This is a genomic window from Arthrobacter sp. TMT4-20 (genome assembly GCF_054510775.1).
This window is the reverse complement of sequence record NZ_JBTNDW010000014.1, coordinates 32,698-51,809: the sequence shown is the minus strand read 5'-3', so window position 1 is coordinate 51,809 and position 19,112 is coordinate 32,698. Positions and strand designations below refer to the sequence as shown.

At 60.8% G+C, this 19,112-nt stretch carries 19 protein-coding genes; 8 read left to right on the top strand and 11 right to left on the bottom strand.

Going from position 1 to position 19,112, the window contains the following annotated elements; genetic code table 11:
• Window positions 1–10 precede the first annotated feature (10 nt).
• From ACX80Z_RS13450 to nrdF, 5 genes are all read left to right on the top strand, one after another.
• Window positions 11–1,285, top strand: coding sequence for an SAM-dependent methyltransferase (locus ACX80Z_RS13450; RefSeq protein ID WP_243400500.1), 1,275 nt, complete (start codon window positions 11–13; stop codon window positions 1,283–1,285).
• Window positions 1,286–1,780: 495 nt separating this feature from the next.
• Window positions 1,781–2,035: a glutaredoxin-like protein NrdH gene (gene nrdH / locus ACX80Z_RS13445; RefSeq protein ID WP_019482491.1), complete on the top strand. Its 255-nt coding sequence runs from the start codon at window positions 1,781–1,783 to the stop codon at window positions 2,033–2,035.
• An 82-nt stretch (window positions 2,036–2,117) separates the two neighbouring features.
• Entirely contained in the window at window positions 2,118–2,576 is a 459-nt protein-coding gene (nrdI, locus tag ACX80Z_RS13440; RefSeq protein WP_026041031.1) for a class Ib ribonucleoside-diphosphate reductase assembly flavoprotein NrdI, read from the top strand.
• Window positions 2,577–2,644: 68 nt separating this feature from the next.
• On the top strand, window positions 2,645–4,744 hold the full coding sequence (gene nrdE, locus ACX80Z_RS13435) for a class 1b ribonucleoside-diphosphate reductase subunit alpha (RefSeq protein WP_459316222.1): 2,100 nt from the start codon (window positions 2,645–2,647) through the stop codon (window positions 4,742–4,744).
• Window positions 4,745–4,834: 90 nt separating this feature from the next.
• Entirely contained in the window at window positions 4,835–5,809 is a 975-nt protein-coding gene (gene nrdF, locus ACX80Z_RS13430; protein WP_019482488.1) for a class 1b ribonucleoside-diphosphate reductase subunit beta, read from the top strand.
• 237 nt (window positions 5,810–6,046) lie between these two features.
• On the opposite strand, the gene ACX80Z_RS13425 is transcribed toward nrdF, so the two are convergent.
• The gene (locus tag ACX80Z_RS13425) at window positions 6,047–7,033 is read right to left on the bottom strand and encodes an NAD(P)-dependent alcohol dehydrogenase (protein ID WP_459316210.1); all 987 of its coding nucleotides are present in this window, start codon (window positions 7,031–7,033) and stop codon (window positions 6,047–6,049) included.
• A gap of 88 nt (window positions 7,034–7,121) precedes the next feature.
• Window positions 7,122–7,823, bottom strand: coding sequence for a DUF4386 domain-containing protein (locus ACX80Z_RS13420; RefSeq protein ID WP_459316209.1), 702 nt, complete (start codon window positions 7,821–7,823; stop codon window positions 7,122–7,124).
• 85 nt (window positions 7,824–7,908) lie between these two features.
• Here ACX80Z_RS13420 and ACX80Z_RS13415 point away from each other — a divergent pair, with 85 nt between their 5' ends.
• Window positions 7,909–8,628 carry a TetR/AcrR family transcriptional regulator C-terminal domain-containing protein gene (locus ACX80Z_RS13415; RefSeq protein WP_459316208.1) on the top strand — a complete coding sequence of 240 codons (720 nt, stop codon included), beginning with the start codon at window positions 7,909–7,911 and terminating at the stop codon, window positions 8,626–8,628.
• A 258-nt stretch (window positions 8,629–8,886) separates the two neighbouring features.
• Here ACX80Z_RS13415 and ACX80Z_RS13410 read toward each other — a convergent pair whose 3' ends face one another.
• The 4 genes from ACX80Z_RS13410 to ACX80Z_RS13395 form a co-directional block, all read right to left on the bottom strand.
• Window positions 8,887–10,131, bottom strand: coding sequence for a glycosyltransferase (locus ACX80Z_RS13410; protein ID WP_459316207.1), 1,245 nt, complete (start codon window positions 10,129–10,131; stop codon window positions 8,887–8,889).
• Between the two features lie 149 nt (window positions 10,132–10,280).
• Entirely contained in the window at window positions 10,281–10,787 is a 507-nt protein-coding gene (locus ACX80Z_RS13405) for a flavodoxin family protein (protein WP_459316206.1), read from the bottom strand.
• A 234-nt stretch (window positions 10,788–11,021) separates the two neighbouring features.
• Window positions 11,022–11,702, bottom strand: a complete 681-nt coding sequence (locus ACX80Z_RS13400) for a DNA alkylation repair protein (protein ID WP_459316205.1) — start codon at window positions 11,700–11,702, stop codon at window positions 11,022–11,024.
• A 76-nt stretch (window positions 11,703–11,778) separates the two neighbouring features.
• Window positions 11,779–13,185, bottom strand: coding sequence for an HNH endonuclease (locus ACX80Z_RS13395; protein WP_459316204.1), 1,407 nt, complete (start codon window positions 13,183–13,185; stop codon window positions 11,779–11,781).
• A 249-nt stretch (window positions 13,186–13,434) separates the two neighbouring features.
• Here ACX80Z_RS13395 and ACX80Z_RS13390 point away from each other — a divergent pair, with 249 nt between their 5' ends.
• Entirely contained in the window at window positions 13,435–14,379 is a 945-nt protein-coding gene (locus ACX80Z_RS13390; RefSeq protein ID WP_459316221.1) for a 1-phosphofructokinase family hexose kinase, read from the top strand.
• On the opposite strand, the gene ACX80Z_RS13385 is transcribed toward ACX80Z_RS13390, so the two are convergent.
• A complete protein-coding gene (locus ACX80Z_RS13385) occupies window positions 14,376–14,729 on the bottom strand; it encodes a hypothetical protein (RefSeq protein WP_024477452.1) in 354 nt (117 codons plus the stop codon). The two genes, ACX80Z_RS13390 and ACX80Z_RS13385, sit on opposite strands and share 4 nt — an antisense overlap.
• 100 nt (window positions 14,730–14,829) lie before the next feature.
• On the opposite strand from ACX80Z_RS13385, the gene ACX80Z_RS13380 reads away from it, so the two are divergent.
• The gene (locus tag ACX80Z_RS13380; protein ID WP_459316203.1) at window positions 14,830–15,183 is read left to right on the top strand and encodes a hypothetical protein; all 354 of its coding nucleotides are present in this window, start codon (window positions 14,830–14,832) and stop codon (window positions 15,181–15,183) included.
• On the opposite strand, the gene ACX80Z_RS13375 is transcribed toward ACX80Z_RS13380, so the two are convergent.
• The 4 genes from ACX80Z_RS13375 to ACX80Z_RS13360 all read right to left on the bottom strand — a co-directional run bounded on the left by ACX80Z_RS13375 (window position 15,180) and on the right by ACX80Z_RS13360 (window position 19,087).
• Window positions 15,180–16,334, bottom strand: coding sequence for an ABC transporter permease (locus ACX80Z_RS13375; RefSeq protein WP_459316202.1), 1,155 nt, complete (start codon window positions 16,332–16,334; stop codon window positions 15,180–15,182). The two genes, ACX80Z_RS13380 and ACX80Z_RS13375, sit on opposite strands and share 4 nt — an antisense overlap.
• Before the next feature lie 8 nt (window positions 16,335–16,342).
• On the bottom strand, window positions 16,343–17,497 hold the full coding sequence (locus tag ACX80Z_RS13370; protein WP_459316201.1) for an ABC transporter permease: 1,155 nt from the start codon (window positions 17,495–17,497) through the stop codon (window positions 16,343–16,345).
• A 19-nt stretch (window positions 17,498–17,516) separates the two neighbouring features.
• Window positions 17,517–18,479 carry an ABC transporter ATP-binding protein gene (locus ACX80Z_RS13365; protein ID WP_459316200.1) on the bottom strand — a complete coding sequence of 321 codons (963 nt, stop codon included), beginning with the start codon at window positions 18,477–18,479 and terminating at the stop codon, window positions 17,517–17,519.
• 137 nt (window positions 18,480–18,616) lie between these two features.
• Entirely contained in the window at window positions 18,617–19,087 is a 471-nt protein-coding gene (locus ACX80Z_RS13360; protein WP_459316199.1) for a GyrI-like domain-containing protein, read from the bottom strand.
• Window positions 19,088–19,112: the final 25 nt, after the last annotated feature.

Sequence of the window (19,112 nt, the reverse complement as noted above, 5' to 3'; positions counted from 1 at the left end):
GAGCATTCCCTTGACTCAGCCAGACGCCACATTGCAGGCCGCCAGCATCGATAAGGACATTGCCGGAAAGCTCGCGCGGATCCTCGAACCCATTGTCGGCGGCGAGTTGCCCGTCCATTTGCGGGCCTGGGACGGCAGTACTGCCGGGCCGGAGGACCAGCCAGAGGTGCAGATCAACAGCGCCAATGCGCTGCGGCGGTTGCTCTGGAGCCCGGGGGAGTTGGGTGCGGCCCAGGCCTATGTGACCGGAGAGATCGATGTGCCAGGCTCCCTCGAAGCAGCGCTGACCCATCTGTGGAAGGTGGTGGCGTCGCGTGATCTGTCGATGCCGAAGCTCACTCCCGCGCTGGTGTTGCAGTTGACCAAGCTGGCCCGCGAGCTGGGGGTCTTCGGGCCGCCGCTCCCGGCGCCGGCGTCGCAGGCGAAGATCAAGGGCCGCCTGCATAGCCTGCTCCGTGATCGCGAGGCAATCAGCCACCATTACGACCTGTCGAATGCCTTCTACGAACTGATCCTTGATGATCACATGGCCTACTCCTGCGGCTATTGGCGCTCCGATGATCAGGATTACACGCTGGAGGACGCCCAACGGGACAAGCTGGACCAGGTTTGCCGCAAGATCGGACTGGATACCATGCCCGGGCAGCGTTTCCTCGATGTCGGCTGCGGATGGGGTTCGCTGAGTCTCTTCGCCGCCGAGCACTTCGGTGCCAAAGTCACCGGTGTGACCATTTCCAGGGAACAGAAGGCTTTTATCGATCAGCGCATCAAGGAACGTGGCCTGCAGGACCGGGTAGAGATCCGGTTGCAGGACTACCGCGATGTTCGCGACGGACCCTACGACGCGGTGGCATCGTTGGAGATGGGCGAGCATGTCGGTGAAGAAAACTACGGCACCTACACCTCCACCCTGTTCCGCAACGTGCGGCCCGGCGGCAAAGTACTGATCCAGCAGATGTCGCGTCACGGCAAACACCCGGGTGGTGGACCGTTCATCGAATCCTTCATTGCTCCCGATATGCATATGCGGGCTGTCGGCGACACGGTCAACCTGATCGAGAACGCCGGATTCGAGATCCTCGGGGTCGAGGCCATGCGGGAACACTATGTCAGGACCATTGACGCCTGGCATGACCGGTTTGACGCCAACTGGGATCAGGCTGTTGAGATGATGGGCGAGGAAGTGGCCCGGGTCTGGCGGGTCTATCTCGTGGGCGCGATGATGACCTTCCGTGATGGGCGGATGGGAGTGGATCAGATCCTGTCCCAGAAGCCTCTCGGCTAGGTTTTCTGTTCGGCTGCCGACACTGTTGCGGGGCTGTCAACTTCACGCGGCTGGAAACTCATGGCTGGAACCTTTGCGCAACTAGCCCCTTTGCGCAACTGGACCCTTTGCACAGCAGTGGCGGGTGCGGCGTCGTAGTGCCTGGGCAACCGCGACACGCCGACAACTCACGACACAGAAGTATTTTGCCTGTGTGCAAGTACTCCACAGGGGTGTGGACGACGCTCTGGGATTGGCCGGTTTCCGCACATTTCCAGGGGGTTCACTTGTGGATTGTCTGTGGACGAACCAGCCGATGAATGACATACTTGTAATACATCATCTTGGGGTCGCATCCATCGGTTTGCACTAGATGTAGTATTTATATATCGAACCGCTGGCAAGGTAGGCATAGGCGGAGCAGCCCGGAACACCATCGGGAAGCCCACTTTTGAAGCCCTCCAATTCCTGAATATGCGTCGATAACAAGCTAAGAATTACAAGGGGAGAGGGACTATGACCGTCACGGTTTACACCAAGCCAGCATGCGTACAGTGCAACGCCACGTACCGGGCATTGGACAAGAAGGGCATCACCTACCAGAGCGTGGATATCTCACAGGATCCAGCCGCTTTGGAGCGTGTCCGCGCATTGGGCTACATGCAGGCTCCAGTAGTCATCACTGAGCAGGATCACTGGTCGGGTTTCCGGCCAGACAAGATCAACGAACTGGCAGAACTCGGCCAGGCATCGGTCAGCTCGGTCGCCTGATCTGACAGGAAACGGATCTTCCGTGGAACGGGCGGCCAGCGCGCCGTCGTCGGGAAGCATTCACCTCATGACCCTCGCAGCAATGGACACTACACCCGCCGCAGCGGCTCCCAGCGAGCCGGGCGGGGTGACCAATGCCCGACTGATTTATTTCTCGTCGTCTTCGGACAACACCCACCGTTTCGTCCAGAAGTTGGACGCGGCAATGGGCACGGTCTCAGCACGAATGCCGCTACTGACGCGAGATCCGACTCTTAGGGCACTGCAGCCGTATGTACTGGTCCTTCCCACCTATGGGGGAATTTCCGGGCGGGGCGCAGTGCCCAAGCAGGTGATCAAGTTCCTCAACGACGAGGGAAATCGATCCTTGATCCGAGGCGTTATCGGCGCCGGAAACACGAACTTCGGGGAGACCTACTGCTTGGCGGCGGACATCATCGCAGCCAAATGTGGAGTACCTGTTCTATACAGATTTGAATTGATGGGAACGTCTGAGGACGTTGACCGCGTAGCCCAAGGATTGGAAGCGTTTTGGATATGACTGTTGCAGAGACAGAGACAAAGGGAGCAGGCGGCACCGCCGCACCTGCGCTAGAGCGGTTCCACGGCATGGGCTATCACGAGCTCAATGCAATGCTGAACCTCTACGGCCCCAACGGAGAGATCCAGTTTGAGGCCGATCGCGAGGCTGCACACCAGTACTTCCTGCAGCACGTCAACAACAACACCGTGTTCTTCCACGATCTTGAGGAAAAGCTCGACTACCTCGTGAAGAACGAGTACTACGAGCGGGAAACCCTTGACCAGTACTCAATGAACTTCATCCGCGACCTCTACAAGCGCGCGTACAGCAAGAAGTTCCGCTTCGAGACCTTCCTCGGCGCCTTCAAGTTCTACACCTCGTACACGCTCAAGACGTTTGACGGCAAGCGATTCCTGGAGCGCTACGAAGACCGCGTCTGCATGGTGGCACTCCACCTGGCCCGCGGCGACCAGCAGTTGGCGCTGCAGATGGTTGACGAGATCATCGAGGGCCGTTTCCAGCCGGCCACCCCCACCTTCCTCAACGCTGGCAAGCGCCAGCGCGGTGAGCTGGTCTCCTGCTTCCTGCTCCGCATCGAAGACAACATGGAGTCGATCGGCCGGTCCATCAACTCGGCGCTGCAGCTGTCCAAGCGTGGCGGCGGTGTGGCGTTCGCGCTGACCAACATCCGCGAGGTTGGTGCACCAATCAAGCAGATCGAAAACCAGTCATCGGGCGTCATCCCAGTGATGAAGCTTCTTGAGGACAGCTTCTCCTACGCCAACCAGCTGGGTGCCCGCCAGGGTGCCGGGGCTGTGTACCTGCACGCGCACCACCCTGACATCTACCGCTTCCTCGACACCAAGCGTGAGAACGCTGACGAGAAGATCCGGATCAAGACCCTGTCGCTCGGCGTGGTGATCCCTGACATCACCTTCGAGCTGGCCAAGAAGGATGAGGACATGTACCTGTTCTCGCCCTACGACGTCGAAAAGGTGTACGGCATGCCGTTCTCCGACGTTTCGGTCACCGAGAAGTACTACGAAATGGTGGACGACGCCCGGATCAAGAAGACCAAGATCAAGGCTCGCGACTTCTTCCAGACCCTCGCGGAGATCCAGTTCGAGTCCGGCTACCCCTACATCATGTTCGAGGACACGGTGAACCGGGCCAACCCGATCGACGGCAAGATCATCATGTCCAACCTGTGCTCCGAGATCCTTCAGGTCTCACAGCCCACCACGTACCACGATGACCTGTCCTACGACGAGACCGGCAAGGACATCTCCTGCAACCTGGGTTCGCTGAACATTGCGAAGACCATGGATTCGCCGGACTTCGGTCTGACCATCGAAACGGCCATCCGGTCGCTGTCGGCTGTGTCTGACATGTCCAACATCGTCTCGGTTCCGTCGATTGCCCGCGGCAATGACCAGAGCCACGCGATTGGCCTCGGCCAGATGAACCTGCACGGTTATCTGGCACGCGAGCGGGTGCACTACGGTTCCGAAGAGGGCCTGGACTTCACCAATATCTACTTCTATTCGGTGGTCTACCACGCGTTGCGGGCATCGAACCTGCTGGCCATCCAGACCGGCACCACATTCGGTGGCTTTGAGAAGTCCAAGTACGCCAGCGGCGAGTTCTTCGACAAGTACACCAACCAGGCCTGGGTTCCGCAGACAGAGAAGGTTGCCGAGCTGTTCACGAACATCCACATTCCTACCCAGGAGGACTGGAGTGCTCTGAAGGCTTCGGTCATGGAGCACGGCATCTACAACCAGAACCTGCAGGCCGTTCCACCCACCGGTTCGATCAGCTACATCAACAACTCCACCTCGTCGATCCACCCGGTGGCGTCGAAGATCGAGATCCGCAAGGAAGGCAAGCTGGGCCGCGTGTACTATCCGGCGCCATACCTGACGAACGACAACCTCGAGTACTACGAGGATGCGTATGAGTTGGGTTTCGAAAAGGTCATTGACACCTACGCAGCTGCCACGCAGCACGTGGATCAGGGCCTGTCGTTGACGTTGTTCTTCAAGGACACCGCCACCACGCGGGACATCAACAAGGCCCAGATTTACGCCTGGAAGAAGGGCATCAAGACCATTTACTACATCCGTCTCCGCCAGCTTGCGCTGGAAGGGACCGAGGTAGAGGGCTGCGTCAGCTGCATGTTGTAGGCAGCCGCTGCTGACTACCAGTACGACGGCGGGTGCCCGCCCGCCGTCGTACGCTTTAACTAAGAACTAACCCACCATTTAGGGGATGACATGACCGAGAAGGTCAAGCTGCTCAGCCACGTTGAGGCAATCAACTGGAACCGCATCCAGGACGACAAGGACGTGGATGTCTGGAACCGTCTGGTCAACAACTTTTGGCTGCCCGAGAAGGTGCCGTTGTCCAACGATGTTCAGTCGTGGGCGACGCTGACTCCTGACGAGCAGCAGCTCACCATGCGGGTGTTCACCGGTTTGACCCTGCTGGATACGATCCAGGGCACGGTTGGCGCTGTCAGCCTGATTCCCGATGCGATCACTCCTCATGAGGAGGCCGTGTACACGAACATCGCGTTCATGGAGTCGGTGCACGCCAAGAGCTATTCGTCGATCTTCTCGACGCTGGCTTCCACCAAGGAAATCGACGAGGCTTTCCGTTGGTCGACTGAGAATGAGAATTTGCAGCGCAAGGCTGAGATTGTCATGAACTACTACCGTGGTGACGATCCCCTGAAGCGCAAGGTGGCGTCGACGCTGCTCGAGAGCTTCCTCTTCTACTCAGGTTTCTACCTGCCGATGTACTGGTCGTCACGGGCGAAGCTGACCAACACGGCTGACCTGATCCGTCTGATCATCCGCGATGAAGCTGTTCACGGCTACTACATCGGCTACAAGTTCCAGAAGGGTCTTGAAAAGGAGTCGGCTGAGCGGAAGCAGGAGATCAAGGACTACACGTTTGAGCTGTTGTTCGAGCTGTACGAGAACGAGGTCCAGTACACCCATGATCTGTACGACTCCGTCGGGCTGGCGGAGGACGTCAAGAAGTTCCTGCACTACAACGCCAACAAGGCGTTGATGAACCTCGGCTACGAGGCGATGTTCCCGGCGTCGGTCACTGACGTGAACCCTGCGATCCTGTCGGCGCTGTCGCCGAATGCCGACGAGAACCACGACTTCTTCTCGGGTTCGGGTTCGTCCTACGTCATCGGCAAGGCAGTCAACACCGAGGACGATGACTGGGACTTCTAGGAGTTTATTTTCGAAGTCCCTGCTGAAAGTCTGGTCAGAGGCCCGGATCTGCGAAAACTCGCGGGTTCGGGCCTTTTTCCTGCCCTCTTCGAGAAGACAGAAGAGCCCAGCGTGTTATCACCAGCAAGATGGTTACCGGGACTCAGATGATGCGTTCGGTAAACGACGGGGACGCGATGTTCCGGGTCAGGGTTTCTGGGTGTCAGGGAAAGAACAGTGCCGCTGCCGCGGAGGCCGCTATTCACCGGGGTCATGCAGGGTGAGGACGACGCTGCCTTTCTTGCGCCCTGATTGCACACGGGCATGCGCGGAGGCGGCTTCCTTCAGGTTGTAGGTTCGGTCGATAACCGGGACATAGTGTCCCGATGCCGCCAGATGGCTGATGAACTTCACATCCAGAGCCATCGCTTTGGCTCTTCGAAGCCCGGTGAACGCGATTTTTGCCCGGGGTTTGCCGAAGATGCGAGTCACCAGCATCCACATCAAAATCGGTAAGGAGGGCACGGTCGTCAGGTAGATGCCGCCGGGCTTCAGAAGCTTCCGGCTGCGGGTGTATGAGCTTTTGCCTACCGCATCAAAGACAACGTCATAGACCTGGCCCAGCTCTGTGAAGTCCTGTGCGGTGTAATCGATCACTGTGTCGGCACCTAGGGATTTCACCAGATCAAGGTTTGCCGTGCTGCAGACCCCGGTGACAACTGCCCCGAAATGCTTGGCGAGCTGAACGGCCGCCGTACCCACCGCGCCGGAGGCGCCGTTGATCAATATCGACTGACCGGACTTCAGGCTGGCGGCGTCTCTTAGAAAGGGCAAGGCGGTGAGTGCACCATCCAGGACTGCCACGGCGTCCGTCGGTACCAGGCTGGCAGGCTTCAACGCGATGATCCCGTTTTCGGAAACCGTGACGTACTCGGCATGGGCACCGAGGGTTGGTCCCGCTGATCCTGTGACCTGATCACCAACACGAAACTTGGTTACAGCGCTTCCTATTGACTGAATTTCACCGGCAAAGCCAGTTCCCAGGACCGGAAAGCGCGGCCGTGCTAAACCGAAGTAGAGCCTAGCAAGGGGGTCCTTGCCGTTGCGTGCGGTAGATTCCGCCTGTGAGACTACGGTTGCATAGTTGCGGATCAATACCTCCCCTTTTCTGGGGACCGGTGTATCAATCTCTTCAACGTGGACGACTTCTGGCGTGCCGTAGGAGCGGCTTGTGATTGCCTGCATGCGGTTCTCCTGAGTTAGGGGTGGCTAGGACCTGGGGAAGTTTCCGGTGCCGGGATTGTCCATGGTCTTCTCCTTGGCAGTCGACGGTTCAGTTGGCGGGCAGCCGGCGGCCAGCGATGAGTAGCCAGAAGATAATCGCTACCTCGCCCACGAACATGAACTGGGCGAATACGGCAGAGAAGTCGGGGATAACGGCCACACCGACGGCATCGGCCAGGTATCCGATGCCTGCGATGGCCAGCAGAATGCCGAAGACCTTTGGCACGAAACCCGATCGGAAGGCCAGATAGCCGACCAGCAGAAGGGAAATGCCGAACAGGCCCTGGCTGATGACCCAGATGGTGTTGAACGACTCCAGCACCGGGAGGGCGGCTTCGGGATCGCCGAGGAGCGAGAACCCGATCACGAGTTGACTGAGCGCAATCACCAACAAGACCGCGTACACCGATCTCATCCAGGCGGCCGCCGCCGAGACCCGACGGCTCACCGGCCGGAACAGTGTGTAGAACGCCCCCGCCACGATGATGTCGAGCAGGGCCACGATGAAAAAGCCGACGACACCCGCGAAGAACAGGAGCGGGGCGCCGGAGACGTTCTGTGCGGTCTGTTCGGCATCACCGCGAGCGATCAGGGGAACAATCGCGCCGAAGTTGGCGAAACCAGCCAGCACCGCCATGATCGCGAGTCCGAGTCCGGCCACAAAGGCCGCAGTTCGTAGCGACCAGGTGGTGAAGTTCATCGGGCGTTGCGCGACGTCGGTCTTGCTCGAGTCGAGCGAGGTGCGGTTCATTTTGATATCCTTACGTTGTAAGCTGATGGTGTAAGTAAAGTACGCCTACATGGTAAGGTTGTCAATAGACCAGAACGGAGAAATTATGGCGAGACTCTCGACCAAGACCGAGGCGGCATCACGCGGCCGCCTGAACCGCGAGCTGGTGCTGGGCGCAGCAATTGCGCTTGCCGATGACTCGGGCATCGAATCACTGACGATGCGCAGGCTCGGGGAAGAACTTGGGGTGGAAGCGATGTCGCTTTACAACCACGTCGCGAACAAAGAAGACCTGCTCAATGCTATGGTCGACGCCGTGTTCAACGAGATCGAACTGCCTTTGCACAGCGACGATTGGAAGACGGCGATCCGCAAGCGATCGGTCTCATTCCGCGACACGCTCTCACGCCACCCATGGGCCACCGGTTTGAAGGACTCAGGGACCAATCCGGGGCCAGCCACGCTGCGGCATCACGACCGGGTGATCGGCACGTTGCGGAACGCGGGATTCTCCATCACAATGGCAGCCCACGCGTTCTCGGCATTGGACAGCTACATCTACGGCTTCGCGATGCAGGAGAAGAACCTGCCGTTTCACACTCAGGAAGAGACGGCTGCCATGGCGCACGCCATGCTCGCCCAACTTCCCGTCAACGATTACCCGTACCTCGCCGAGCTGACGGCGGAGCATGTGCTTCAACCGGGCTACTCCTATGGCGACGAGTTTCCGCTCGGCCTCGACCTCCTCCTCGACGGACTCGAGGGATGGCTCGAACGACATCCGGGGGATCGTCACCCTCAAGGCATGCTGACCGAAAGCGCTTGACGAAGACTGAGGCTACGCATGGTCCCTTTGGTCCCTTTGGTCCGTCGGGTTAGCCTTCGGGATCGATCAAGAGATGGCGAAGACGTCCGCTACGCTGGTGCCTGGATATGGTGCCTGGGCTCGCTCCCTTAGATCGCAGTGCCACACCTGGTGCCAATCCTTCCAGCACCAGGAAGCACAAGTTGTGTGGGGCAGGATGCAGAACCAATCCGATAGTTCCCATCGGGACTGATGACGGATGGGAGGGCAGATGAAGACTCAAGGAGCTTCGAAGTCCCGGGGGTTGGGAGCGGCCAGAACGCGTTCGATCGCGGACGCCGCGGCGATCGCACCGTTTTCGCACGCGTAGGCCAGTTGGGTGCGGGTCGCGGCATCGCGCATACCCGAATCTTCGATGGCAGTTCGAACCGACCGCGCGAAGGTAGGAGTGCCGACCTGGCGGGGTCGTAAAGCTATCGCGTTGCCACGGCGTTCACATACGGCAACATTCCACCTCTGCTCCGGCTGCAATCCCATCCCCACGAAGGGGACTCCTGTGGCGCATGCCGTCTGCACAGTCCCTTGACCACCATGAAGGACTGCCGCATCCACCAATCCCCCTAGCCGGTGAGCCGGCAGCAGACCGGTCACTGTCACATTGGCGGGTACCTCCTTGCGGTCGCCATCAGTAAGGTAATGGGCCACAGGTGCGACGACGTTGATGGGTAGTTTACCCAGGGATCGAAGGGTACCCAGAGCCAGACGTCTGCTTGCTGAAGACCCGAGCGCAAGGTAGACCAGCGGCCGGGGAGAGGACGCAAGATCGTGAACGACGTCGGGCAACTCCCCGGGCAGGTGCGCGAAGATGGGCCCGACCCTCTCATAGTTGGATGGCAACGAATAGCCCTCCAGTTCCCATGGCATAACGGTGAGCAGGTTGTAGTCTGCCTCGAACATCGACGCCATGCTGCGAAGCGGGCGCACTGAGTTTTCCCGGGCCGCGATTTTGAAGGCGCGTGGGACCAGGGGAGCAGTGTTGTATAGAGCCCTGAATGCAGGCATTACCACCGGCTCTACCCACCCTGGGATAGCGAAGAGGCCGTGTTTGGTCTGCTCAACATGAGGACGTGTCAGTGCAAACGGTACCGGGTAGAAGAGAGGAATCCCTTCGGCGCGTGCAGAGATCAGAGAGGTGACGTTGGTGCCGTGCACCACGGCTACAGCTGCGGTCTCACGAATCAGGCGGCGTTCCGCCGCCACCCGGCGGCGCACCAAATCAACGGTGAACGGGTTGCGCACCCCTCGGCCTTGATCCAGCGCCAGCGCCCGAGCTTTTTCTAGCTCATTCCAGACCGGCTGCAATTGATGGAAGGTAAACCCAGCGTCGATGATGAAAAGAGAGAAGTCCGGTTCGTACCCCAGGAAGACGCACTCATGACGATCGCGAAGTGCTTTTGCAACCTCGATCATGCGGGTTGTTTCAGCCAGATTGAACGTGACCGGTGCGAAAAGGAGAACTGACACGGTGACCTCCTCAGTGCTTGCAGACCAAACTCGGCCCCCGGAACCCGCAGGCCGTCCGGTAGATGGAGCCTACTAAACTCGTGGGTCCAGCAGGACGGAAGGGGCTTCGAAAATTGTTCATCCGGCCTACAGGAGGTACTCCGTGTGCCTTATGGAGCGCCAAGCCGCGCAAGCAGATCGCCTGCCCACTCCGTTGCGCGTTCGATCTCACCGTCCAGGAGGGGCCCTTCGTAGCCATGGACGCGGAAGGTTTGCTGCTTGACTTGTGTGTCGAATCCAAGTGAGCGCAACTCGTGTCTCGCCGCCTTTGCCGCGGAACCGGGGAGTCTCGGTTTGTCGACCCGGGTATCGAACGCGAAGGCGGGGATCTCAGTACTGGGCCGTTCGACTTGGTTGAGCCAATCCCGGATGCCACGGGCCGGCTCATGCGGGGCCGAGTGGGACTTGACGGCGTCAGCTCGGGTGGATGCGCGGGTCATAGAGAAAGCGTGCGTCGGGCCACCAACCACCAACAAGTCGTATCCATCAACTAACGTTGGTGCTGCATCCGAGTCAAGCACCTCAACGTCGGCATTGACGGCAAGTCTGGCGCCGATGGCTCGCGCTACCTTCTCGGTATTGCCCCACAGAGACTCGTAGACCACAAGTGCGCGCATCGTTACTCCTAATATAGAGACCACGATTAAGGCCGTATTCACAGCCTATCCGGGATACCTCCCCACGTCTGCCCCGCCTGTTTCATGGTGTTCACGCCTGAGAGCGTTTATGCATCGGCTGAAGCGTGGTCACCGTGAATGCAATGCTCCCACCATGTGTGCGCGGCGTGCCGGAGGGAGGCGGCGAGGAAAGATTTGTTTCGTGACCGCAGTCCCAGGAGACGATCCGCATGCTTACCCAGTTTCCTTGGTGCCCTGCCGGCTCACCATCTCGTTGATCCAGCTCGGCGCGAACGGTGAGGTGCAGTTTGGGGGAGTCGGGTAGTCCTTGAGGACCTGAAGGCGCTCACCGATATCAAGCGCTCGAGCACGATGCTCGACGTGTTCAATCCCAATCATGGCCAGACAGTGGTTCATCGCCCACTGAAGCCGATCCGGGGCGTCCTTCATCTCTGCTTCAATAACATCGAGCAGGGCCTGAAGATCCAGGCCATCGGGACTCTTGATCACTCGTTCCGAAGTCAGTGCCCAACCGGCAGCCGCCACGACGGGACTCGGGTCGGCAAACCAGGCGATCCGTAAATCTTCGGCGAACGAGCTCTTCTTCACCACATAGTTGACGAGCCAGTCATGCACTTTGGGTGCACGAGCTTCCCTAAGCATCGAGTCCAGCTCGTCACGCTCGAAAGCCTTCGGACGGCAGATCAGAAGCGCGACCAACCTCGCAGCTGTATCACCGGTTGCCCAGAGGCTCACTGCAAGGTCGTGCTGAGTCTTCAAACGCTTGGCTACGGCGCGCAGCTTCCCCAGATTTACTCCGTGATCGTCCCCGTGCCTCGCATTCACCACTCTGATTCCGGGATCCTCGAGGGAGGCCAGCTCGGCAAGTACCTCGTCTGTTGTCGTCTCCGTCATCGCGGGTTCCTCTTCCTCATGACCCATTGCATCGTGTGACTGCCAAGACTACTGGGAAGACAAAGACCCCGCAGGGTCAGATCCGGTACCGGGCGCCGGGCAGGGGTGGGGCGGTGGATGTGTACCTGTGTCCGGTCGGAGTGGTGATTCGGAGGGTGTGTCTGGGGCCTGGGCGTGGGTGGGCTTTCCAGCCGGGTTGTTCTTTGGTGTGGTTGCAGGCTTCGCAGAGTCCGGCGCCGTTGGTGATCGACGTCCGGCCGCTTTGGTGCCAGGGGATGATGTGGTCGTAGTGTCGGATTGGCGCGTCGCAGTACGGGGTGCGGCAGGTGTGGTCCCTTGCGGTGATGAACCGGCGTTGCGCCGGGGTGAAGAGCCGCGCTTTGGAGTCCAGGGCGACCAGATCACCGCTTGTTGGTGCGGTGTAGAGGCGCCGGACCCAGACGTCGAAGGCCTGCCGCTCAGCGTCAGCAGGGTCACTGCCAACGGGGTTGATGAGCTCTCTTGCCCAGGACGAGGGGACGATGCCGTAGCCGGGGATTCTGGCCGGTTCGCTGTCACCTTGGAGGAGGGCGCGGTCGGTGATGATCACTTGCAGTTCGACGCGGGAGACACCCCCGGGTACCCCGGTGGTGCGTTCGACGAGGGTGTCTGCCATGAGTTGGCCTCGGGATCGGGTGTCCCCGGTCGCCCTGGCGGTATCGGCGTGCCGGGATAGTGCCGTGTAGGCGGTGACGGCTTCCTTCACTGGGAGCAGGGCGGTGAGGTAGGCCATGGTGTCTGGTGCTGGGCGGATGCTGACGAATCGTTCGTTGGCTGCGTGGGCGGCGCGGTTGACCACGGAGCGGGGGTCCCGACGGTAGGCGGCGGTCCGGGCCGCGGCGATGATGGTTCTGTCCCCGCACCCGGTGAAGGTCCCGGTGTCGGGGCTGAGTTCCTCGTCGACGGCGGTCCGGTCGGCGCTGGAGAGGCATGCTGTCTCTTTCACTAACAGGGTGGCTCGCCATTCGTTGAGCTGGCCGGTGTGTAGGGCAGCCAGGGTGTGGGGCATCTCGGTGACCAGGGCTTGGGCGAGGCCCAGGAGCCGGTTGCCGCGGGAGGGTGATTCCCGTCGGGCCAACGCGACCTGCGCGCCGATACTTTTGCCCTGCTCCGCGGTTGGCACCCCGGTCTGGGCCTGGTGGTGGCGTTCAGAGCGGTCGAAGGCAACCGCGATCTGGGCTTGTACTCCGGCGATGGCGGATTTGAGGTCCTCCAGGCCGCGGAGCTGGTCGATCATCCCGGCCGGGTTCGTGGCTGGCCTCAGTGCCGTGAGGGCGTCGAGCAAGGCACGCGTGCCAGCATCTGGGCCAGCGCTGCCATCAGCGGTATTGCCATCAGCGGTACTGTGATCAGCGGTATTGCCCAGGCGTGACGGGCCGCGCGGGGCCGTTGCCGGGAAGGGAAGTTCCTTCTCAGTCAACGATGGAGCCCTGCTACCGTCCATACCTCCATTGTCCCAAACCGCTCCGACACTGCGGAGAATTACGGGGCCTATGTGGACAACTCTCTCGAACAAACATTCGAACCAAAATGCCGGCAAAATGGCACCTCGTGACGTAGCACTGACCAGGGAGTAAGTTGGGCGTAAACCCACCGCAGGGGGTAGTACTCAATGAATGGCAAAGCGGCCAGCTCCGACTCTGGAGACTCTCAACGGGCGCCCACGCCGCGGCATCCCAAACCGATTCTTAGTTTGACGGTGAACCCTGCGTTGGACGTTTACACGTCCACTGACCAGGTCATCGGTGGTCACAAACTTCGGTGCTCCGCGAGCCGACTGGAACCGGGCGGCGGAGGAATGAACGCGGCAAGGGTTATCCAGCGACTCGGCGGACAGGTGCTCGCCGTATGCACGGCCGGCGGTCCAACCGGGGAGGCATATCGTCGCCTCATCGAAGCCGAGCGGATCCCGGTCCTCGTTGCACCCATCAAAGGAAGTACCCGCGAAAGTTTCACCGTCGACGAGACGGGGACGGGCGCCCAATTCCGGTTTGTGCTCGAAGGCCCAGAGCTCAGCAAATCCGAGTGGCGAGCCTGTCTCGCGCTCGTTTCGGAGGCGATTCTGCCGGAAGGGTATGTCATAGCCAGCGGAAGCCTCCCTCCCGGGGTGCCGGACGATTTTTATGCCCGGGTGGCGCGCCTGGCCAGGAAGGTCGGCGCCCGCTGTGTCGTGGATGCCTCGGGTGCAGCACTGTCCGAGGCGCTGGCAGAAGGGGTGTTTCTGGTCAAGCCCAGCCGGCGGGAGCTGGCGACTCATCTCGGCCGGGCGCTTGACACTGAGCAGGCTCAGATCGAGGCGGCGACTGGCCTGGTCGCCAACCGGGCAGCGGAATATGTCGCACTTACCCTCGGCCATGCCGGGGCAGTGCTTGCATCCGAGGCCGGCACCATCCGGCTACCGGCCCCGTCAGTGCAGGTCGTCAGCACGGTGGGAGCAGGCGACAGTTTTCTCGGGGCATTTGTTCTCCGACTTGCGCAGGGCTCACCCGTTGATAGCGCCTTCCTGACAGCCCTAGCTGCCGGAAGCGCTGCAGCGATGACGCCCGGCACGGAACTCTGTCATCGAAACGACATAGCGCGTCTCGAAGCGGAACTGATGGCCCAGCGCGTCCCCTCGCCCGCCACTGACGCGGGCTAGCTCCAGAAGACTGCTACCGCGACGTTAATCAGTGCAAGACCGCCGACGCCGTGCGCCAGTCCCTTGGCGACGTCGTGTCCGGACTTGGCCTTACGGCGGCCGATGAACGCGGCGACAACCACGCCGATGGTCAGGACCAGCTTGACGGCTATTTTGGCGTGGTTCGGGCCGTCGCCGTCGCCCATCTCAGCGAGACCCACCAGCAGCAGGCCCGTGACCAGTTGGGTGAGGGCGCCGATCCACTGCCACTGCGTGACGGTGGGGTGCTTGAAGGTGGCCAACCAGCCGCCCACGATGGCGGCCGTACCGAGAATGTGGAGAAAGACGAGCAGAAGGCGAAGGAAGTCCATGGTCCAAGCATAGGGCAGCTGTGCGGACAGGCCCTTGGACTCTGACACTTGGCGGCAGATGAGTGCACTCTGGAGGTCATGAACACGAGAGGAGCTACCCATGGCTGAACACCAGCGGGCCTTACGGGCGGTCAAGTCCTTCCATACCGCCGCTTGGTTCTCCATCGAAGCATGCATGGTTTACCTGCTTTACTCCGGGTTACGGGGAAGGACAGACCAGCGGGCGGGAGTCGCTGCAGCCGTTGTCGGCAGCGAGATTGTTGTTTTTGCCGGCAACGGGTTTCATTGTCCGCTCACCCCACTGGCCCAACGCCTCGGCGATTCCACCGGTTCAGTGACTGATATTTACCTGCCCCGGTGGTTCGCCCACAACCTGCCCGCAATTCATGTGCCGCTGATCCTCCTTGCTGTCTGGGCCTACGCCCGGAACATCGCGCACGCGCGTCAGATCTAGAGCGCCCTGCTGAGGCTGCGCCGCAGGAGGAAGGAGCCGAGGGTCAGCAAAGCCACAGCCATCCCTGCGAGCACCGCAAGCTGCGGAAGAATATCGGTCAACGTGCCCTCATGACGTTGGATCTCAGCGAAGGCGTCATAAGCCCACCGGTGAGGGGTCAGACGGGACACTGTTTGGAGGGTGTCGGAGAAGAACTCCGGGGGCACCATCGAACCGCCCAGGCCCGCCACCACGAGACCGAGGCCCACTCCCACTCCCGACGCGGCGCTGTCGTTATCCATGACCGAGCCGATCACCATCGCTGCAGCAGCGGAGACCGCGCAGAAGAACGCTAGAACCAGTCCTGCCAACCAGGGATCGCCCCACTGGACCCCAAACAGCACAGCTGTGCCAACCATGATGTACGCACCCTGGACAACCGCAATGCCGAACCGTCCCAGAGCCTGCCCCGCCACAGCCTGCCAGCTTGTCACGGGGGCGGCCATTACACGGGAGATCACCCCGAGACGCCGCGCGTTGATTAGGGTCGCAGCTCCGGTGAGGGAACTCAGGAACACGAATAGCAGAAGTTGCTGGGTGGCGCCCAGATCGAACCGTCCCAAGCCCAAAAATTCCTGCGATACGTCGTCGGTGTCCACGATTTCCAGTCCGGGGGGTACCACAGAAGTTTCCGCCCGCTCCAGGGCGGTGGTCGCCTCGGCCGCGCTGACGCCCGCTTCCTGGAGGAGCGATCGCTGTAGCTGTGCTGTGCTGACCGTCTGGACTGACGTCCGCACCTCCTGCAGTACGGCCTGTGCCGAGGCCTGCGACGCTGATATCACCTCGAGGTCGGCCTCCTGACCCGCGGAGTAGTCCGCGGCGTCGTCATCGCTGATGAAAATGCCGACGTCGATTCGGGCACGGCCCAGCTGCTGTTTCACCGTTTCCTCACCGGCAAACGACACCTGGAGGCCATCTTCTTCCAGCTGAACCTTCAAAGCACTTTCCAGGGCAGTACCGGACCCGCCCGACAGCGCCACCTGGGACCGTCCGCTATTGGCCCCGAATTGGGAGCCGAGCAACAGAATGAGGAGCAAAGGAAAAATGAAGACAAAAAAGATGTTCGACCTGTCCCGGAGGAAACGTTGAACCTCTACCAGGGCAATTCCCATGATGTGTTTCACAAGCGGGCACCCCGGTCCGGCAGCAGGCGCGATATCACGGTGGCAAGGACTGCAAATCCCAGCATGATCGCCAGGGGGACAGCGACGTCCGCCACCCCACCGCCTCCGGAGGTGATGCCGAGTCCGCGAATGAACGCTGAAATAGGGTTAAAGTCCATCAGTGTCGCGACAATCCCTGAGGTCTGCAAAGGAAAAAAGGCTCCGCCTGCGACTCCCAGCACCATGGCCAGGATCGATTGGGCGACATTCGCCTGTTCGGCGCTTCGCACGAGTTTCGCGACGACAAAGGTCAGGCTCGTTGCCGCCGCCGCAACCGCCAGGATCAGGAGCCCCACCACAGCCGGGGACCCAAACGAGACGTCAAACAACAGGCTACCGACCGTCAGCAGGATGGACGAGGCAACCACCCCCAGAATGAACCCGACCAGGGCCTTCGCCCAGATGATGGTACCGGGAGCGACGGGAGCTGACCGTAGCCTGGTCAGGGTGCCACCTTCCCGCTCCGCCAGCAGTCCCAGAACACCAAACCCGACGGTGAACAACAGGAACAAACCGGTCTGGCCAGCCACTAGTGAGCCGCTGAGTGACAGTTGCTCGGCGGATGCCTGGCCTTCCGAAAGGGTCAAGGCGGCCGGGCCAGCGGCTGTCCGTTGCGCCAGGCCGGTTAGCTCGTCCTCCGGAAGCCCGGCCATACCGCCTGCCGTGGCAGTCACGGTGCCCGCAGCGAACTGCTGAAGCACCCCGTCCACCACCGAGATCAGCACATTGGTTTCGATGCTTGCAACATCACCTTCGATGACCTGGACGGTAGAGGTCTCGCCGGAAGTTACCGCAGTCGTGAACCCTTCCGGCAGGATGAGCCCCAGCTCAGCCCCGGTATCCCTTGTTTCGCCGCTGACCTCGTCGGCAGCCACCCTGGTGACGGTGACGTCCATCATGGGGAGGGTATCGAGGGCCTCGAGGAGCGCTTCCCCGAGCTGGCCGCTGTTTTCAGAACTTGCGACGACGACGGCGGGCTGCAAGTCGACGCTGTCCGTTCCGCCACCTCCAAAGGAGAGGTTCAGAACCCCCATCAAGGCCAACGGAACGAGGAGGGAGAAGATGAACACCGACCGGTCCCGGATCCGCTGCCTGAGGTCATTGGAGACCATGGTCCTGAGCCCGCGCACATCAATCCCGCAGGGCTTTGCCGGTGAGGTGCAGGAAGACCGATTCCAGATCGGGCCTGACGATTTCCACCGAGGTCAGCGCCATTCCCGCGCCTCCGGCTTTGGCCACGATGGGTGCCAAAAGACCTGGCCCGTTGTGGACGGTCAACAGCAGGTTTGAGGGGCCACTATCGACCTGCTGCACGCCCGGGAGCTGACGGAGCGCCGCGGCTGCGTCGCTGGTGCTACCGGTGCCGCGCAGATCGATGCGGTCCACCCCGCCGGTCAGTTCGACCAACTGATTCCGGGTGCCCTCTGCCTGAATCCGGCCCTGATCGATGATCGCGATCCGGTCGCAGAGTCGTTCGGCTTCCTCCATGTAGTGGGTGGTGTAGAGGACGGCCATTCCCTCCGAGGCAAGATTTTCAACGGATTCCAGGATGGAATTGCGCGACTGTGGGTCTACCCCCACGGTCGGCTCATCCAAAATCAGCAGGGTGGGCCGGTGGAGCAGCCCGATGCCAATGTTCAACCTGCGTTTCATCCCACCGGAGAATTTCTTGGTCTGCTCTCGTGCACGGTCGCCGAGACCGATGAGGTTCAGGACCAGGTCCGTCCGCTGTTTGAGCTCCTTCCCCTTCAGCCCTTGCAACCGGCCAAAGAACACCAGATTTTCCCTTGCCGTCAGATCCGGGTAAATGGCAAGTTCCTGGGGGACCAGCCCAATGTGTCCTTTTACCCGGGTGCTGGTCGGCGTCATGACCGCACCCATGAGTTCGACCGATCCGGAGTCGGCAGGGATCAGTCCCGCCACCATTGAAATGATTGTCGTTTTACCTGCGCCGTTGGGGCCCAAGAGCCCATACGTTTCGCCGGCTTCAATGTGGAAGGAGACGTCGTCGACAACGGTGTGGTTGTCATAGCGCTTCACCAGGGAGTTCACTCCCAGGATTGGAGCGCTCTGAAGCTGGCTGGCGGCCGTCATGACGGTTCCACGGGATCGTTGGCCGATGTCAGCCGGCGGGTCAGATAGGCTGCACTGCCCAAAATTACTGAGCCGTGCCTGGTGGCGTAGGCAACAAGAACGTTCATGAGGCGATCCTCGGGTGGGGAGGGAACCACTTAGGCCACTGGCCAGACAACTTTGGTGATCCACTTTGACGGGTCGGGCTCCGCCTCCGGATCAGTTAAATAGGACTCCCAGGCGATATCCGCGGGGGTGTGGCCCGCCGACTCAATTGCGGCCTGAAGGAGCTCGTAGGTTTGGCCAAGGGTGTCGAACGGACCAACATGGATGGCCTCAAAGGCATCGGTCTCGGGTAACACCGACTGCGACACTCCGTCGGCTTCTGCGAAGTGTCCTGCGATCGGGAACCCAGCCTCCACGTCGATGGTCTCGCTCGGCATCCCATGGTAAAGAGCGAAGGGTGGACCGGCAGGGTTGGTGCCCTGCGTCTGGGTCGCGGCCATTACCCGATGGAATGCACGACCGAAGAAGTCAGTGAGCGAGTCCATCGGAACACGCTCGCGAACCACTGCAACAGGTTGTTCCAGGGTATGAACTTTTGTGGGTTGGGGTGCATTGTCACTCATTCCAATAGGGTGTCGGCCGGGAGTT

Excerpts from the sequence above, each read along its gene's own strand:
- nrdH (WP_019482491.1), top strand. The coding sequence starts at position 1,781 with ATGACCGTCACGGTTTACACCAAGCCAGCATGCGTACAGTGCAACGCC.
- nrdI (WP_026041031.1), top strand. The coding sequence starts at position 2,118 with ATGGACACTACACCCGCCGCAGCGGCTCCCAGCGAGCCGGGCGGGGTG.
- nrdE (WP_459316222.1), top strand. The coding sequence starts at position 2,645 with ATGGGCTATCACGAGCTCAATGCAATGCTGAACCTCTACGGCCCCAAC.
- nrdF (WP_019482488.1), top strand. The coding sequence starts at position 4,835 with ATGACCGAGAAGGTCAAGCTGCTCAGCCACGTTGAGGCAATCAACTGG.
- ACX80Z_RS13425 (WP_459316210.1), bottom strand. The coding sequence starts at position 7,033 with ATGCAGGCAATCACAAGCCGCTCCTACGGCACGCCAGAAGTCGTCCAC.
- ACX80Z_RS13420 (WP_459316209.1), bottom strand. The coding sequence starts at position 7,823 with ATGAACCGCACCTCGCTCGACTCGAGCAAGACCGACGTCGCGCAACGC.
- ACX80Z_RS13415 (WP_459316208.1), top strand. The coding sequence starts at position 7,909 with ATGGCGAGACTCTCGACCAAGACCGAGGCGGCATCACGCGGCCGCCTG.
- ACX80Z_RS13405 (WP_459316206.1), bottom strand. The coding sequence starts at position 10,787 with ATGCGCGCACTTGTGGTCTACGAGTCTCTGTGGGGCAATACCGAGAAG.
- ACX80Z_RS13400 (WP_459316205.1), bottom strand. The coding sequence starts at position 11,702 with ATGACGGAGACGACAACAGACGAGGTACTTGCCGAGCTGGCCTCCCTC.
- ACX80Z_RS13395 (WP_459316204.1), bottom strand. The coding sequence starts at position 13,185 with ATGGACGGTAGCAGGGCTCCATCGTTGACTGAGAAGGAACTTCCCTTC.
- ACX80Z_RS13385 (WP_024477452.1), bottom strand. The coding sequence starts at position 14,729 with ATGGACTTCCTTCGCCTTCTGCTCGTCTTTCTCCACATTCTCGGTACG.
- ACX80Z_RS13380 (WP_459316203.1), top strand. The coding sequence starts at position 14,830 with ATGGCTGAACACCAGCGGGCCTTACGGGCGGTCAAGTCCTTCCATACC.
- ACX80Z_RS13375 (WP_459316202.1), bottom strand. The coding sequence starts at position 16,334 with ATGGGAATTGCCCTGGTAGAGGTTCAACGTTTCCTCCGGGACAGGTCG.
- ACX80Z_RS13370 (WP_459316201.1), bottom strand. The coding sequence starts at position 17,497 with ATGGTCTCCAATGACCTCAGGCAGCGGATCCGGGACCGGTCGGTGTTC.
- ACX80Z_RS13365 (WP_459316200.1), bottom strand. The coding sequence starts at position 18,479 with ATGACGGCCGCCAGCCAGCTTCAGAGCGCTCCAATCCTGGGAGTGAAC.
- ACX80Z_RS13360 (WP_459316199.1), bottom strand. The coding sequence starts at position 19,087 with ATGAGTGACAATGCACCCCAACCCACAAAAGTTCATACCCTGGAACAA.